The organism is Adlercreutzia shanghongiae, from assembly GCF_035830635.1.
Lineage (GTDB): Bacteria > Actinomycetota > Coriobacteriia > Coriobacteriales > Eggerthellaceae > Adlercreutzia > Adlercreutzia shanghongiae.
This window is the reverse complement of record NZ_JAYMFI010000007.1, coordinates 70,352-85,467: the sequence shown is the minus strand read 5'-3', so window position 1 is coordinate 85,467 and position 15,116 is coordinate 70,352. Positions and strand designations below refer to the sequence as shown.

Here is a 15,116-nt window from a genome sequence, read left to right as displayed (position 1 = left end):
GCGCGCAAAGGCTGAAAATCTGCATGCAAAGGCCGAGCCCTAGCGGCGAAGCGTTTCCACGAGCCAGCGGTAGAAGACCTCGTCGGCGTCTGCTCCGCTTTTCATGGCCTGTTCGGCATCGCGGGAGGAGGCGAGAGCGCGGCGCAGCTCGTCCGGGCGGTAGTTGCGGGCCCACGCTCCGTGGTTCTTCACGCGCCAGTCGGGAGCGCCCAGCGCCTTCGCGAGGCCTCGAGGGTTGCCGCGCCGCGCCATGGACTGAGCCGCCATGAGCTCGCGCAGCCGTGTGGCGCAAAACGCGATGAGCACATGGGGCGAGACCGAGTCCATCTGATCCATGAGGGCCAGGCACTTGCCGAGGTTGCGCTCGGCGAAGGCGGCGGTGAAATCCCACGGCTTCACTTCGGAGGTGCGGGCCACGAGCGCTCTCACCTCGCGCTCGGACACGGCATCGGAGCCGCTGCGGGCCAGGGCAATCTTCTTCAGCTCGTTGTCGAGGTGCACCGTGTTCTCGCCGACAAGCTCCACGAGGGCCGAGGCGGCGCCCTCGGTGAGCACGATGCCGTGGCCGGTGGCCATGGCGCGGACGCGCTTGGGAAGCTCCCAGCTCTTGGGTGGCGCGCAATCGATGACGGCCTTGGGGCCCACTGTGGCGAGCGCCTTGTACAGCCGTGTATTCTTGGCGAGCTTCTCCCCCTCACAGGCGAGCACCGTGGTGTCGCTGGGGGCCTTCAGATAGGCAATGAGCTCCTCGGCATCGGCCTTCTTGAGCTTGTCCACGTTGCGCACGTACACGAGGCGCACGGGACTCGCAAAGGGCATGGTGTTGCAGGCCGCGGCGATATCGGCGCCCTCAGCGGTCTCACCGTCGAACTCGTCGGAGTTGAAGGCCATGTCGCCCAGCTTGGCCAAACGCGCCTTAAGGCGCGCGATGACCGCCTCGCGCTTCAAGGCGTCCTCTCCCACGGCCAGATAGGCGGGCAGCAGATCGTTGTTGTCGTTGGTAGCCATGGGCCCATTGTACCCTATCTGGTCTCGCACTCCTGCCTCTCCGGCGATACGGTGAGCGTATCCTCGGAAAACGCCACGACTACGTTTCCCGCCTCATCGCTGCAGTACGTGGCGCACCCGATCGAGGCGAGCAGGTCGAGCGCCTCCTGCGAGGGATGGCCATAGCGGTTGTGCTCGCCTACGCCGATGAGGGCCACTGAAGGGGAAACCCGGTCGGCAACTGAAGCGTCGAGGCTTTTTTTCGAGCCATGATGGCCCACCTTGAGCACGTCCACCCCCTCTGCGGGCAGACGCTCGGCCATCTTCACCAGCTGCTCCGCCTCGGCATCCCCGCACAGAAGGGCCGTCCACTCTCCCTCTCCGTCTCCGTCGCCATCCCATGAGCAGAGGAAGCTGAGGCTATCGGCGTTGCCGCCCTCGTCGGCGAACCGCCCGGGCCAGACCACGGTCAGGCGGAACCGCCCGCAGCGCACCGTGTCGCCTAAGGCGAGCCCTGCCACGCCGCCAGGGTAGCCCTCTCCTTCGGCATCGGACAGAAGCTCACCGCAGGAGGCGCACGGACAACGGAGCAGGTCCTCAGCTACGAGGAGGGTGTCCACAGCAGCCACGTCCCCAAGCGCCTTGAGTGCGCCGCAGTGGTCGTCGTCGCCATGGGTGATGGCAACCGCATCAAGGCGCGAGACGCGCTCCCGGGCCAGGGCCGTTTTCAGCATCGCCTCCTGGTTTCCCGTGTCAACGAGCAGGGCGGCTCCCTGGCTGCGCACGAGGAACGAATCTCCCTGACCCACGTCGAGCATGACGATGGCGTCGTCGGCTCCGCCGAGCGGAGCGCGCGCTATCGCCAGGGCGAGCGCAACGGCAGCGACGGCCGCAGCGAGCCTCTTGCCGCTTATGCGGGGCCACCAGAGCCAAAGAGCGGCGCAGGCGACGACCGAGATTGCCACGGCAAGGCCGACCGGCGCGTCAACGGGCCAGCAGGACGCCGGGAGGGCCGCTAGGTTTTCGACGACGAGGGACAAAGGCGCGCTGGCAAGGGTCGCAAGGGCCATGAGATGAGGCGCGGCCCCGGGAAGGACGCAGGCGACGAGCACGGCGCCGAAGCCGACGACGCACGCGAGTGTGAACAGCGGGGCCGCTATCAGGTTCGCTGCCAGCGACAACAGCGGCACCTGGGCGAAAAGCGCCGCCGCATAGGGCTGGGTCGCGAGCGCCGCGGCCATGGTGAGCGCGGCGGCGTCCCCGAAGAGCCTTCTGGCGCACGACCCCGCGCCGCCGAAGGCCGCGGCAATGAGCGGCGCGAACAGCACGATGCCCAGCGTCGAGCCTGCAGAGAGGACAAACGAGGCCGAGATCGCGCAGGGCGGGTCGAGGCCGACGAAGGTCACCAGGCACCCTCCGAGCGCGTTCAGCGACGAGTTTCGCCGGTCGGTGCACAGGGACAGCAGGCCCGAGAAGGCCATGAGCGCCGCGCGCAGCACCGACACGGGCATGCCGGTGAACGCCATATAGCCGAGCAGAAACAGCGAGATGGCAAGCGTCGTCGTTCTTCTGCCCGCCCTCAAGACCCTGAGGCCGAAACCGACGAACAGCACCACGATGGATAGATGGGCTCCCGACACGGCCACAAGATGGGCCAGGCCGACGGTTTTGAACTGGTCGTAGAGGCCCTCATCTTCAATGGGCGCCCGATAGCCGCAGACGAGCGCCTGCAGAAGCCCTGCGCGACCGTCGCCGTGGGCCGCTATCGTCTCAATGGCCCGTTGCCGCAGAGCGCTCAGCGCCGACCTTCCGACCAGGGCCGCCCCCTCGCGGTCTGAAACGGTAAGCGATCCGGCGAGGCCGTCGTTCCAATAGAACTCCGCAGCCTGTTCCGTCGGGCGCTTGAAGGAGGCCTCCGCTTTGAACTCGTCCCCCTGGAGCAGTCCCATGGACTCGGGCAGGTTCACCCTGACCGGCACCGTGCGCCCCTGCTCGTCAGTCGCCCGGGCCCGGGCGCGCCACCCGAACTCCCCTCGCCGCGCGTCCTCCTCGAGCACCACCTCCCAGGTATCCGAATGAGGATTCCCGTCGGTTTGCTGCTGCAGGACGCAGGCCCAAAGGCAGCTCAGGGCGAGCGCTGCCAACAACCCCAGCAGCACGGTGCGGCCCATCGCGGACCGTCTTCGGACCAGGGATGGGACAGCGACGAGCGCCGCGCCCGCCAAGGCCGCCGCGGCGCCGATGACGAGGGCTCCGCGCGGCACCCCGCGCAGGCAGGGCCACAGAAGCGCCGTCGCGGCCCAAAGGGCGAGGCCCGTCACGAGCAGCGGCGGAAGAGAGGGCCGCGGCGGTTGAGCGCACTCGCGTCCTCTCACAGACACAGTCCATCCCGCAACGCCTCGAGCTTCTTCTCCCCGATGCCCGAGACGCGGATCAAATCGTCGATGCTCTTGAAAGGACCGTTCGCCTCGCGCTCGGCGATAATCTTCTCGGCCGTAGCCTCGCCGATGCCCTTGAGCGTCTGCAGCTCTGCGGCGCTGGCCCGGTTGATGCTCACCAAGCCGCCGGAGGACGAGCCGGATGACGCCGCACCGTCCGAGGATGCGGCGGCGAGGCCGTTGCTTCCCTCACCCTTCGAGGGAATCACGATCTGCTGGCCGTCCTGCACGACCTCGGCCAGGTTCACCGCCGCCGTTTCCGCATCGGCACCCGCCCCGCCGGCCGCCTGCACCGCGTCGATGATGCGACTTCCCTCATTAAGATAGTAGACACCCGGGGCGCCTACGCACCCGTCCACATGAACGCACAGCTTCGCCGGCTCGGTGTCTTGCGCTTCCCCAATTACCACGCTAGTCGAGTCGTCGACGTCACCAACGCTGCTTGGGGGCGCGGCCTGCTGAACGAAAGCATCCTCAGAAAGCCCGTCAAGTTCTGCGCTCGCCTCTTGGCGAGTTATCTCGAACGTCTCCCCACCGCTTGCGCCCGCGACGAGAACGCCCGAAACGAGAACGACCAGCAGCAAGATGGTGACAAGGCCGGCGAACACCGGCTTTGGCACGGCAGCGAGATGCAACTTAGCCCTGAGGCTCTCTGCCTGTTCTTGAAAGGCCATGGGGACTCCCTTCTCACGAGATAAGGGAACGCTACTCCCGCACAACCGCAGAAATGACGGCGGGATTTCCCGCTGCGCACCTCCCCCCTGCCGCGCTTTTGTCGCTTGATTTGCCTAAAAGCGTCTCCCGCAGACCACACCCCTGTCGCCAGATGAGCCGATAAAGCCTTTCGCTCATACAAAAAGAGCGTCCCGAATCAGGACGCTCTCGAACATATATGAGGGATGGAAAGCTTAGCTCGCCCGCTCGTCGCGTCGCTTGCGCGGCTTATACGCAGGGCAAGCATAGTCGTGGGGCTCCGCCGCATCGGCAAGGGCTGCCACCCACTCATCGAGGGGATAGGCGGCCTCCGCCTCGCGCACTTCATCGAGTTTCGCGTGGGTCTCGGGATTGCGCGGCATGAACAGCGTGCAGCAGTCCGGCGCGTCCATGGACGAGATTTCGAAGGTGCCGAGCTCTTGGGCCTGGTCGATAATCTCCAGTTTGTCGGAGCCGATGAGCGGACGCAGCACGGGCATCACGACGGCATCGTCGGTAGCGCGGATGTTGTCGAGGGTCTGCGAGGCCACCTGGCCCAGGCTCTCGCCGGTCACCAGAGCGCCGGCCCCCTCGCGCCGGGCGATTTCCTCGGCCACCTTGAACATGAGGCGCCGGTACAGGATGACGCGCAGAGACGGCGGGCACGCAAGCGAGATCTCGCGCTGGTAGTCGCCGAAGGGCACCACGTACACGCGCCCGATGCAGCCCGTGCGCGCGAGCACCCGCGCGATGTCGTCCACCAGAAACTCGGAGGCGTCGGAGGTTTGCGGGCGCCCGGAGAAGTGCACGCCCACCGGCACCGCACCCCGGCGCGCCATGCGCCACAGGGCCACGGGCGAATCGATGCCCGAGGACAGAAGGCCCACCACCTTGCCCGAAGAGCCCACGGGCAGGCCGCCGATGCCGCGCACGCTGCGGGCGTACACGTAGGCGGTACCCTCCACCGCCTCGACGCCCACGGTCACATCCTGGCCCTTCATTTGCACGCGCTTGGCAGGAAACGCCTCGCAGAGCACCGCGCCGATGTCGCGGTTCATCTGCATGGAGTCGATGGGAAACACCGTGTGATTGCGCCGCGCCGACACCTTGAAGCTCTCGAAGGGCTCCGCCTCGGCCAGCGCGATGCAGGCCGCCTGCCCCATGACCTCTAAGGAAAGCTCGCACTTGAAGCCGCACGACGCCCGAGCCACGCCGGGCACGCCCAGAATGGCGTTGGTGCACTGGTTTGCCACCTCCAGGCTTGTGCCCTCGCGCAGAAACACGAGCAGCCGTCCGGAGATGCGGTGGATGGTGACGACCGGATAAGCACCAAGAAGCACCTCCAGGTTTCGCTGAAGGCGCTTCTCGAATACTCCGCGGTTGCGTCCCTTGAGTCCGATCTCGTGGTAGTGCACGAGAATGATTCGCTGGAACTCCGTCATTTAATGGTTCTTAACGTCGATCGACTCCGGGTCGTAGGAGACCTCGCCGCGGGCGATCTCATTGAACGCCATGGACAAGGGCTTGGTGTCGGCGGCGCGGGCGATTTCCACGGCCGTCTGCAGCTGGATGGCGCGATCGCGCTGGCCGCGCATCATATCGTTGATGTCGTGGGCGCGCTTGGAGGCCAGGGCGCACAGCAGGAAGCGGTCGTTATCGGTACGGTCAAGCAGAACGTCGATTTTCGGTTCGATAATGCTCATAGGGCGAATAACCTCTTACTATTGCTCGGCGATTTCGTTGACGTAAGCGACGAGCTGGCGAGTGGCCTCATCCAAATCGTCGTTCACAAGCCGATAATCATACTCCATTTTTTGGGAAAGTTCCACCAAAGCGGTGAGCATGCGCTTTTCCACCACGTCATCGGTCTCGGTCCCGCGCCCGCGCAGGCGGCGCTCCAGCTCTTCCAGCGAGGGCGGCTCGATGAAGACGAGGTGCGCCTCGGGCATCTTCTCCCGCACTTGAAGGGCCCCCTGTACCTCGATCTCGAGGATGACCTGGCGGCCCTCGGCCATCTCGCGCTCCACCGAGGCGCGCGGCGTGCCGTAGCAGTTGCCGGCATAGGAGGCCCATTCCAGAAAGCCCCCCTCATCGGCCAAAGCGGCGAACTCCTCGCTTGTGAGGAAGTAATAGCTGACGCCCTCTTCCTCACCGGGACGAGGGCGCCGCGTTGTGGCCGAGACCGATAACCAAGCGTCGGGCACTTCTTTGAGAAGCCGCGCTATAAGTGTTCCCTTGCCGGTCCCCGAAGGACCGCTGATGACGAACAGGTTTCCGTGTCTCATGTATTCCTTTGCCCTAAGTTGCTTACTTGGAAAGACGAGCGAGCAGAGCCTCGCGCTGGCGCTCGCCGATGCCGCGGATGCGACGGCTCTCGGCAATCTGCAGCTCCTTCATGATGCGCTCGGCCTTGGCCTTGCCATAGCCGGGCAGCGTCTCGATGAGCGTGGAGATCTTCATGCGGCCCACAACGGGGTCATCGCGCATATCGAGAACCTGGGCGACGGTGAGTTTGCCAGTCTTCAGCTCTTCACGAACCTCCGCCCGCTTGATGCGTGCAGCCTTTGCCTTCTCAAGAGCCTCGGCGCGGGCCTCAGGGCTGAGTTGGGGAATTGCCATTTTCTGTTCTCCTTCCGGTTCGGGCTGAGGGCATAGTACCATGCATTGATGAGGAATCAACACGTAATTTACGCGGAATCAATAATTGCGGGATTTCTCCCTATTTGTTGGCCGTATACGGGTCATTTTTAGGCAGCAATTACGCTTGGAGCTTACTCCAATTCCGCCGCGATGGCATCGAAGGCGGCCACTGGGTCGGGCGCCTCGGTAATAGGGCGGCCCACCACGATGTGGGAGGCGCCGGCCTCGAACGCCTGGGCCGGCGTGGCCACGCGGCTCTGGTCGCCGAGCGCGGCGCCGGCCGGGCGCACGCCGGGGGTGACGATGTAGGCCTCAGGCCCCAGAAGCTCGCGCAGGGCGGCCGCCTCCTGGGGCGAGGCCACCACGCCCGAGATGCCCGCCTCGGCCGTTTGGGCCGCGAGCGCCGCCACCTGCTCGGGCAGAGGACGCGCCACGCCCGTGGCCGCCAGGGCCTCGGGGCTCATGGAGGTGAGCACGGTGATGCCGAGGGTGGCGGGCACCGGGCCGCCATATTCGCCCGCCCCCTCCACGGCACCGCGCTGGCCGGCCTCCATCATGGCCACGCCTCCCACGGTGTGCATGGTGAGCATGTCGGCGCCGCTCGCGGCGGCCGAGCGGGCCGCACCCTGCACCTGGTGCGGGATGTCGTGGAACTTCAGGTCGAGGAAGACGTTGAAGCCGCGGCGCTTGAACATCTTCACGATGGCCGGGCCCTCGGCGTAGTACAGCGTCATGCCGATCTTCAGCCACTTCGCGTGGCCCTCCAGCTTGTCGGCCAGCGCAATGGCCTCCCAGGCGTCGCAGTCGAGCGCGACGATGACGCGGTCACGGGCGGGAATGGTGTCGAAAGACGTTAGCACAGAAGACCTCCAATGAGCTCGTTGACGTCGGAGACGCCCTGGGATTCGCAGTAGTCGATGATGCCGTCGATGACGTCCACCGTGGCAGCGGGGTTCGCGAAGTTCGCCGTGCCCACGGCCACGGCGGTGGCGCCGGCCAGCATGAACTCCACGGCATCCTCGCCGGTGGAGATGCCGCCCATGCCGAGCACGGGCACCGACACCGCGCCGGCCACCTGCCACACCATGCGCAGGGCCACGGGCTTCACCGCAGGCCCCGAGAAGCCGCCCACCACGCGGGCGAGCTTCGGGGTGCGGGTGCGCGCGTCTACGGCCATGCCCAGAAGCGTGTTGATGAGCGAGATGGCATCGGCTCCGGCCGCCTCGGCGGCCCGGGCAATCTCGGCCACGTCGGTGACGTTCGGCGTGAGCTTCACGATGAGCGGGCGCTTGGTGGCCGCGCGGCACATGCCCACCACCTTCTCCACGCTGGGAACATGGCAGCCCATGGTCATGCCGCCGGCGTCCACGTTCGGGCACGAGATGTTCACCTCGTAGGCGTCCACTGGCGCCTCTTCCAAAGCCTCGATGACCGAGACGTACTCGTCGAAGCTGTGGCCCGATACGTTCACGATGGTGGTGGCGCCGATGGACTCAAGCCAGGGAAGCTCAATGTCCTTCAAATGCTGCACGCCGGGGTTCTGAAGGCCGATGGAGTTCAACATGCCCGAAGCGGTCTCGGCGATGCGGGGGCTGGCGTTGCCCTCCCAGCCGTTCAGAGACACGCCCTTGGTGGTGACGGCGCCGAGGGTGGCGACGTTCACGAAGTCGTGGTACTCCATGCCGGCCCCGAAGGTGCCCGAGGCCACGGTGACGGGATTCTTCATGGCGAGGCCGCCCAGGTTGACGGCCGTATTCACGTTGGTTGCATGGGGCTCTCGGCTCATTACCACACCACCTTCTTCGAAGGGAACACCGGGCCGTCCACGCAAGCCCTCTTTTTGCCGTCGACGGTATCCACCACGCACGACAGGCAGGCGCCCACGCCGCACGCCATGCGGCGCTCGAGCGACACCTCGCAGAACACGCCGGCCTCCTCGGCCATGGAGGCCACCAGGCGCATCAGCGGCTCGGGGCCGCAGCAGGCGACGTAGTCGAACAGCTCGCCGGATGCGGCGGCCTCGCGCAGGGCCTCTTCCACCAAGGGCGTGCAGAAGCCCGCGTGCCCGAAGGTACCGTCGTCGGTAGAGCAGACCGGCTCGCAGCCGAGGGCGGCGCCGTAGCGCTCGCGGGCCACCAGCGCGTCGATAGTGGAGGCGCCGAGGACGGCCGACACGTCCACACCGCGCGCCACCAGCTCCTCGACGAGGGGATACAGAGGCGCGCTTCCCACGCCGCCGGCCACGACGAGGGCGCGCTTGCAGCCCTCGGGCACCTCCCACCCGCGACCGGTGGGGCCGATCATCTCCACCGCATCGCCCGCGGCAAGCTCGGTCATATGCTCGGTGCCGAAACCGAGCACCTGATACATCATGTCGACCGTGCCCGCCTCCCGGTCGGCGGCGTAGATGCCGAGGGGCCGGCGCAGGATGTGGCCCTCCATGCCGGGAATCTTCACGTGCACGAACTGGCCGGGACGGGCCGTGGCCGCGATTTCCGGCGCGCGCACCGTCATGAGCCAGATTTTGCACCCCATCTCTTCGTTCACCAGAATGGGCGCGTTCTCATTGCAAAGCGTCATAGGCTCTCCTGTCGCGTCAGCGGAAATCACACGTTGCCTGACATTCTAACGCATAAAAAGCTGAGGTTACTGCATCCAAAGGCGCACGGACATCCTCTTTACTTGCATTACGTAATGCAGTATAGTGTTTGACAGCAAAGGAGGTACCTATGGGCGCAACAGCTACATTGAACATACGGCTTCCTGAAGAGCTGAAAGAGCATGGAATGCAAGTGCTCGCCAAGCGTCGCATCAGCGTTTCCGAAGCGGTGCGGCAGTTGTTCTGCGAACTCGAGCGGAGCCAGCAAGTTCCAGATTTTCTCGCTGATGCAGCTCCTCGCGATGACATCCAGGGAAAGCGAAGGCTTTTGCGGGCCATGGTCGGCGCATCGCGCCCGACGCCTGATTCTCTTGAGCCCCCCATCGCACCGAAGGATCACGACTGGCGCGAGGATTGGCGCGAGCATCTTCTCGAGAAGCACGGCGGTGCGCAATGAACATCCTCTTCGACACCAATGTCGTCATCGACCTGTTCACTGACACTGATGACTTTAAAGCCGCTTTCACCGCTGTCGACGTTGCTCTGTTGCGCGACTTCAAGCTTTGGCTTCCCGCGTGCTCGACGCCCTCTATTCGCTATCTGCTCACGGCACGAAAGCTCATGAACGCGGCTGATGCCCGGAAGGCCTTCGGAGACTTGCTGCAGCTTTTTTCCATCGCCGACACCACGTCCGCCGATTGCCTCGCTGCCTATGAGCACGAACACCGCGACTACGAGGACGACCTCATTGCCTATTCTGCGCATCGCACGGGCGTCGACTTCATTGTCACTCGCAACGGCCGCGACTTCGAGAAGTCTCCCGTACCCGTTCTCTCCCCTACCGAGTTCGTTGACCTCTTTAAGCCGGCAGATATAGTCTACGGCTGGGAAACGCTGCCGTCGGAATAAGGGGCGGGTCGTCTCGCTCGGGATCGCCCCGCGTCATCCCGAGCGACAGGCGCCCCGTTCCATCCCGAGAGCAAAAACACCCCATGTCATCCTGAGCGAGCGAAGCGAGTCGAAGGATCTTCCGGGCAGGAGGGATCCTTCGACTCCTGTCTTCGGCCTCCGCTCAGGATGACACGGCGACCCGAGCGCAGGATGGCACACAGTGGCTTTCTACAGCTCCTGCAAGGGGGCGACGTCCAGGTCGCCGGAGCGGGCGGCCTGCATGCCGGCTATGAGGGCCTGGGCGGCGGCGAGCGTGGTGGCGTAGGTGATGCCGTGGCGGACGGCGGCGCGGCGCAGCTCGTAGCCGTCGTCGCGGGTGGCCGAGCCCAAGGGCGTGTTGATCATGAGCGAGATCTCGCCGCTGGCGATGGCATCCACCACCGAGCTTGCCCCCTCGTGGATCTTGCCCGTCGTCTCGCAGGGCACGCCGGAGGCGCGCAGCACGGCGGCGGTGCCCTCGGTGGCCAACAATGAGAACCCGAGGCGCGTAAGCTCTCGGGCGATGAAGGCCACGGCGCGCTTGTCCTGGTCGTTCACAGAGATGAAGGACGTACCTCCCGCGGGTTCGGCGTAGTCGATGGCCATCTGGGTCTTCATGTAGGCCGCCGGGAAGCTGTTGGCGATGCCCATGACCTCGCCGGTGGAGCGCATCTCGGGTCCCAGCAGCGCATCGGCGCCGGGGAAACGGCCGAAGGGCATCACGGCCTCCTTCACGAAGTAGCGGCCCGGCTTCGCGAAGTGCTCGGGAAGATCCAGCGCGGCCAGCTTCTCCCCCGCCATGATGCGGCTGGAGAGCTTCGCCAAGGGCACGCCCGTGGCCTTCGAGATGAAGGGCACTGTGCGGCTGGCCCGCGGGTTGGCCTCGATGACGTAGACGACCCCGTCCTTCACGGCGAACTGGATGTTCACGAGGCCGCGCACGCCCAAGGCCAGCGCGATGCGCCGGGCGATGCTCGCCATCTCGTCCTGCACCTTCGCCGACAGCGAGAAGGGCGGCAGGCAGCAGGCCGAATCGCCCGAGTGGATGCCGGCCATCTCGATGTGCTCCAGGATGCCGCCGACGTACACGTCCTCACCGTCGCAGAGCGCATCCAGGTCGCATTCCACGGCCCCTTCCAGGAATTTGTCCAGGTACACCGGATGGTCGGGCGACACCGTGGCGGCCTCGGCCACGTAGCGCGCGAGCCCCGCGTCGTCGTAGACGATGCCCATGCCGCGGCCGCCAAGCACGTAGCTGGGGCGCACGAGCAAGGGATAGCCGATCTCGCGGGCGGCGGCGCGGGCCTCATCGAGCCCTGCGGCCATGGCCGAGCGCGGGTAGGCGATATCGAGGGAGTCGAGCAGCGCGGCGAACCGGTCGCGGTCCTCGGCCAGATCGATGGCGTCCGGGCTCGTGCCCATGATGGGCACCCCGGCCTCTTCCAGAGCGCGGGCCAGCTTCAGCGGCGTCTGGCCGCCGAGGGTGACCACCACGCCGTCCGGCTCCACCGCGTCGACGACGTCCATGACGTCCTCGTAGGTGAGCGGCTCGAAGAACAGCATGTCGGAGGTATCGTAGTCGGTGGAGACCGTCTCGGGGTTGCAGTTCACCATGATGGTCTCGAAGCCCGCCTCGGCCAGCGCCCAGCTGGCGTGCACGCAACAGTAGTCGAACTCGATGCCCTGCCCGATGCGGTTGGGGCCCGCACCTAAAATGAGGGCGCGCTTGCGCTCCTTCGGCGCCACTTCGGACTCGTGCGCGTCATAGGTCTTGTAGTGGTAGGCGGTCTTCGTGGGGAACTCCGCCGCGCAGGTGTCCACGGTCTTGAAGGCGGGACGCGCGCCGAGAATTTTGCGGCAGGCCCGCACCATGCGTTCGTCCGAGCCGGTGAGTACGGCAATCTGGGCATCGGAGATGCCGTAGCGCTTCGCGATGACGAACGCCTCGGCGTCCATATCCTCCAAGGAGCATCCGCGCAGGGCTTCCTTCACGGCCACCATATCGGCCATGCGGTGGCAGAAGAACGGGTCGATGCCCGTGCGCTTGTGAAGTTCCCCAACGCTCATGCCGCGGCGCAGGGCCTCGGCCGCCAGGAAGACGCGCTCGGCCGTGGGGCGCGAGAGCGCGGCGAAGAGCTCCTCGTCGCCAAGTGCGCCCTCCTCCCCTGCCCCATCGGCGCCAAGGCCCGCCCGGCCGCACTCCAGGGAGCGCAGGGCCTTGCCCAAAGCCTCCTCGAAGGTGCGCCCCACCGCCATGACCTCGCCCACGGCCTTCATACGGGTGGTCAGCGTGTCATCGGTTCCTTGGAACTTCTCGAAGGCGAAGCGCGGGGCCTTCACCACGCAGTAGTCGATGGCCGGCTCGAAGCAGGCGGGAGTCGTGCCCGTCATGTCGTTCATGATCTCGTCCAGCGTGTAGCCCACGGCAAGGCGCGCCGCCGCCTTCGCGATGGGAAAGCCCGTGGCCTTCGAGGCCAGGGCCGAGGAACGCGACACGCGGGGGTTCATCTCGATGATGACCATGCGGCCCGTCTCAGCATGCACGGCGAACTGCACGTTGGAGCCGCCCGTAGCCACGCCCACCCGCTCGAGCACCGCGAGCGACGCGGCGCGCATGCGCTGGTACTCAAGATCGGTGAGCGTCTGGGCCGGGGCCACGGTGATGGAGTCGCCGGTATGCACGCCCATGGGGTCCACATTCTCGATGGAGCACACGATGATGCCGTTGCCGGCCGCATCGCGCATGACCTCCATCTCGTATTCCTTCCAGCCCTCGATGGACTCCTCCACCAGTACCTCGCCGGCCGGCGAGAGTTCAAGCCCCTGGGACACGATGCGAACGAGCTCGCCTTCGTCCCGCGCGATACCGCCGCCGGCGCCGCCCATGGTGAACGACGGACGCAGCACCACGGGAAAGCCCAACTCGCTGGCGATGCCCAGGGCGTCTTCCACCGAGTAGGCGTAGCCGGCCCGCGAGACCTCGATGCCGAGGTCAGCCATGCACTCGTTGAACATCTTGCGGTCCTCGCCGCGCTCGATGACGTCCACATCGCACCCGATGAGCTCCACGCCGTAGCGCTCGAGCACGCCGGATTTCGCCAGTTCCACAGCCGTGTTCAGGCCCGTCTGGCCGCCGAGGGTGGGCAGGCACGCGTCCGGGCGCTCCCGGGCGATCACCTTCTCCACGAACGCCGGCGTGATGGGCTCCACGTAGGTGGCGTCGGCCAGCTCCGGGTCGGTCATGATGGTGGCTGGGTTAGAGTTCACCAGAATGACGCGGTAGCCCTCCTCGCGCAGCACCTTGCAGGCCTGGGCGCCGGAGTAGTCGAACTCGCAGGCCTGGCCGATGACAATGGGACCGCTCCCGATAACGAGAATGCTCTTGATGTCGTCGCGCTTGGGCATTTACGCCACCTCCCCTTCCGCGGTGCTTCCGAACTTCCAACCGGACAGGCGGTCGGTCGCGATGTCGATATCCAGATAGTCCGCGCGGCCCTCCATGAGGCGCGCGAAGGCACCGAACAGGTAGTGGGCGTCGGTGGGGCCGGGGGCCGCCTCCGGGTGGTACTGCACGCTCACGGCCGGCACGTCCAGGAAGGCGAAGCCCTCGGCGGTGCCGTCGTCGAGGTTCACGTGGGTGAGCCGGATGCGCCCGAAGCGTTCGTTGTCCACGACGGGGGCGATGTTGCGGTAGCCCCATTCCCGCAAGTCATCCACGTGCTCGGTCGCCCCGCCGGAAAGCTCGGGCACCAGCGCCCCCAGGCTCTGGAAGCGGGGGCAGAAGCCGTGGTTCTGGGCCGTGACCTCCACCCGCCCGGTGAGCAGGTTCTGCACCGGGTGGTTGCCGCCGTGGTGGCCGAACTTCAGCTTGTCGATCTTTGCTCCTGCGGCCTTGGCCATCATCTGGTGCCCTAGGCAGATGCCGAACAGCGGCACGCGGCCCAGCAGCTTCTCTGCCGCGCGGTAGGTCTCCTCCACCGCCTCCGGATCGCCCGGGCCGTTGGAGAGGAAGACGCCGTCGGGGTCCAGGGCCAGCACCTCTTCGGCCGGGGTGTCCCAGGGCACTACGACAAGCTCGCAGCCTGAGGCCACCAGGCCGTCTAAGATGGAGCGCTTCACGCCACAGTGGTAGACGACCACCTTGAAGCGGGGGTCGGCCGGCGCGGCCAGGGCGAAGTCGTGGGAAGCGGGCAGGTCCGCGACGCCGTAGGAATAGCTGCCGCCGCAGGAAACGCCGGCGGCCAAGTTCTCGCCCACGAGCGTCGGGCTTTTGCGCACCTTCTCGAGCAGCGACGCAGCATCCGCATCCGTGGTGGAGACGACGGCCCGCTGGGCGCCGGCATCGCGGATGTGGCGCACGAGCGCCCGGGTGTCCACGCCCTCGATGGCCACGACCCCCTCGCGCCCAAGGTAGTCGCCGAGGCTCTCCTGGCTGCGCCAGCTGGAGGGTGTGGGGCACATATCGCGCACCACGAGCGCCCGCAGGGCCGGCCTCTCCGCCTGGGCGTCGTCGGCGTTCACCCCGTAGTTGCCCACCTGCGGATAGGTCAGCGCCACGATCTGCCCCGCATAAGAGGGGTCGGTGACGATTTCCAAATAGCCTTCCAAGGAGGTGTTGAAGCAGACCTCCCCGAACGCCTCGCCGGGCGCGCCGCAGGAGGTGCCGGCGAACACCGCGCCGTCCTCCAGCACGAGCAGCGCCGGCGCTCCCGCCGGCTTCGCCGTGGCCGCCCGCAGCTTTTCCGCAATCTTGCTCAAGGGTTCCGTCCTTTCCGCGACCTGCTCGCCCTCGCCTGCGCGCCCATGAAAAAAGCGCTCCCGCCTTGGAC

14 protein-coding genes are annotated in these 15,116 nt (G+C 66.4%); 2 read left to right on the top strand and 12 right to left on the bottom strand.

Annotation, left to right across the window (positions count from 1 at the left end; genetic code table 11):
- Positions 1-39: 39 nt before the first annotated feature.
- The 10 genes from holA to VJ923_RS04270 form a co-directional block, all read right to left on the bottom strand.
- Positions 40-1,008: a DNA polymerase III subunit delta gene (gene holA, locus VJ923_RS04315; RefSeq protein ID WP_326438919.1), complete on the bottom strand. Its 969-nt coding sequence runs from the start codon at positions 1,006-1,008 to the stop codon at positions 40-42.
- A 14-nt stretch (positions 1,009-1,022) separates the two neighbouring features.
- On the bottom strand, positions 1,023-3,362 hold the full coding sequence (locus VJ923_RS04310; RefSeq protein WP_326438917.1) for a ComEC/Rec2 family competence protein: 2,340 nt from the start codon (positions 3,360-3,362) through the stop codon (positions 1,023-1,025).
- Positions 3,359-4,099 (bottom strand): helix-hairpin-helix domain-containing protein, encoded by a 741-nt coding sequence (locus tag VJ923_RS04305; RefSeq protein WP_326438915.1) that lies wholly within the window; start codon positions 4,097-4,099, stop codon positions 3,359-3,361. The genes VJ923_RS04310 and VJ923_RS04305 overlap by 4 nt, the downstream gene beginning before the upstream one ends.
- 234 nt (positions 4,100-4,333) lie before the next feature.
- Positions 4,334-5,560 (bottom strand): tRNA uracil 4-sulfurtransferase ThiI, encoded by a 1,227-nt coding sequence (gene thiI / locus VJ923_RS04300; RefSeq protein ID WP_326438913.1) that lies wholly within the window; start codon positions 5,558-5,560, stop codon positions 4,334-4,336.
- Positions 5,561-5,821: a DNA-directed RNA polymerase subunit omega gene (locus VJ923_RS04295; protein WP_022739952.1), complete on the bottom strand. Its 261-nt coding sequence runs from the start codon at positions 5,819-5,821 to the stop codon at positions 5,561-5,563.
- A gap of 18 nt (positions 5,822-5,839) precedes the next feature.
- A complete protein-coding gene (gmk, locus tag VJ923_RS04290) occupies positions 5,840-6,403 on the bottom strand; it encodes a guanylate kinase (protein WP_326438909.1) in 564 nt (187 codons plus the stop codon).
- Between the two features lie 22 nt (positions 6,404-6,425).
- Positions 6,426-6,737 carry an integration host factor, actinobacterial type gene (gene mihF / locus VJ923_RS04285; RefSeq protein WP_022739954.1) on the bottom strand — a complete coding sequence of 104 codons (312 nt, stop codon included), beginning with the start codon at positions 6,735-6,737 and terminating at the stop codon, positions 6,426-6,428.
- A 152-nt stretch (positions 6,738-6,889) separates the two neighbouring features.
- Positions 6,890-7,618, bottom strand: a complete 729-nt coding sequence (pyrF, locus tag VJ923_RS04280; protein WP_326438899.1) for an orotidine-5'-phosphate decarboxylase — start codon at positions 7,616-7,618, stop codon at positions 6,890-6,892.
- Positions 7,612-8,544, bottom strand: coding sequence for a dihydroorotate dehydrogenase (locus VJ923_RS04275; protein WP_326438897.1), 933 nt, complete (start codon positions 8,542-8,544; stop codon positions 7,612-7,614). The genes pyrF and VJ923_RS04275 overlap by 7 nt, the downstream gene beginning before the upstream one ends.
- Complete coding sequence (locus VJ923_RS04270; RefSeq protein ID WP_326438895.1) at positions 8,544-9,338, bottom strand: dihydroorotate dehydrogenase electron transfer subunit; 795 nt, start codon at positions 9,336-9,338, stop codon at positions 8,544-8,546. Before VJ923_RS04270 ends, VJ923_RS04275 begins: the two co-directional genes overlap by 1 nt.
- Positions 9,339-9,487: 149 nt before the next feature.
- Between VJ923_RS04270 and VJ923_RS04265 the strand changes: the two genes are divergently transcribed.
- Complete coding sequence (locus tag VJ923_RS04265) at positions 9,488-9,814, top strand: hypothetical protein (RefSeq protein ID WP_326438893.1); 327 nt, start codon at positions 9,488-9,490, stop codon at positions 9,812-9,814.
- Positions 9,811-10,266 (top strand): type II toxin-antitoxin system VapC family toxin, encoded by a 456-nt coding sequence (locus VJ923_RS04260; protein WP_326438891.1) that lies wholly within the window; start codon positions 9,811-9,813, stop codon positions 10,264-10,266. Before VJ923_RS04265 ends, VJ923_RS04260 begins: the two co-directional genes overlap by 4 nt.
- A 210-nt stretch (positions 10,267-10,476) precedes the next feature.
- Here VJ923_RS04260 and carB read toward each other — a convergent pair whose 3' ends face one another.
- Both carB and carA read right to left on the bottom strand, forming a co-directional pair.
- Positions 10,477-13,692, bottom strand: a complete 3,216-nt coding sequence (carB, locus tag VJ923_RS04255; RefSeq protein ID WP_326438889.1) for a carbamoyl-phosphate synthase large subunit — start codon at positions 13,690-13,692, stop codon at positions 10,477-10,479.
- Positions 13,693-15,045, bottom strand: a complete 1,353-nt coding sequence (gene carA / locus VJ923_RS04250) for a glutamine-hydrolyzing carbamoyl-phosphate synthase small subunit (RefSeq protein WP_326438887.1) — start codon at positions 15,043-15,045, stop codon at positions 13,693-13,695.
- Positions 15,046-15,116: the final 71 nt, after the last annotated feature.

Coding starts and splice junctions, on each gene's coding strand:
- VJ923_RS04260 (WP_326438891.1), top strand. CDS start 9,811: ATGAACATCCTCTTCGACACCAATGTCGTCATCGACCTGTTCACTGAC.
- carB (WP_326438889.1), bottom strand. CDS start 13,692: ATGCCCAAGCGCGACGACATCAAGAGCATTCTCGTTATCGGGAGCGGT.
- VJ923_RS04270 (WP_326438895.1), bottom strand. CDS start 9,338: ATGACGCTTTGCAATGAGAACGCGCCCATTCTGGTGAACGAAGAGATG.
- VJ923_RS04305 (WP_326438915.1), bottom strand. CDS start 4,099: ATGGCCTTTCAAGAACAGGCAGAGAGCCTCAGGGCTAAGTTGCATCTC.
- gmk (WP_326438909.1), bottom strand. CDS start 6,403: ATGAGACACGGAAACCTGTTCGTCATCAGCGGTCCTTCGGGGACCGGC.
- VJ923_RS04265 (WP_326438893.1), top strand. CDS start 9,488: ATGGGCGCAACAGCTACATTGAACATACGGCTTCCTGAAGAGCTGAAA.
- VJ923_RS04295 (WP_022739952.1), bottom strand. CDS start 5,821: ATGAGCATTATCGAACCGAAAATCGACGTTCTGCTTGACCGTACCGAT.
- thiI (WP_326438913.1), bottom strand. CDS start 5,560: ATGACGGAGTTCCAGCGAATCATTCTCGTGCACTACCACGAGATCGGA.
- holA (WP_326438919.1), bottom strand. CDS start 1,008: ATGGCTACCAACGACAACAACGATCTGCTGCCCGCCTATCTGGCCGTG.
- VJ923_RS04275 (WP_326438897.1), bottom strand. CDS start 8,544: ATGAGCCGAGAGCCCCATGCAACCAACGTGAATACGGCCGTCAACCTG.
- mihF (WP_022739954.1), bottom strand. CDS start 6,737: ATGGCAATTCCCCAACTCAGCCCTGAGGCCCGCGCCGAGGCTCTTGAG.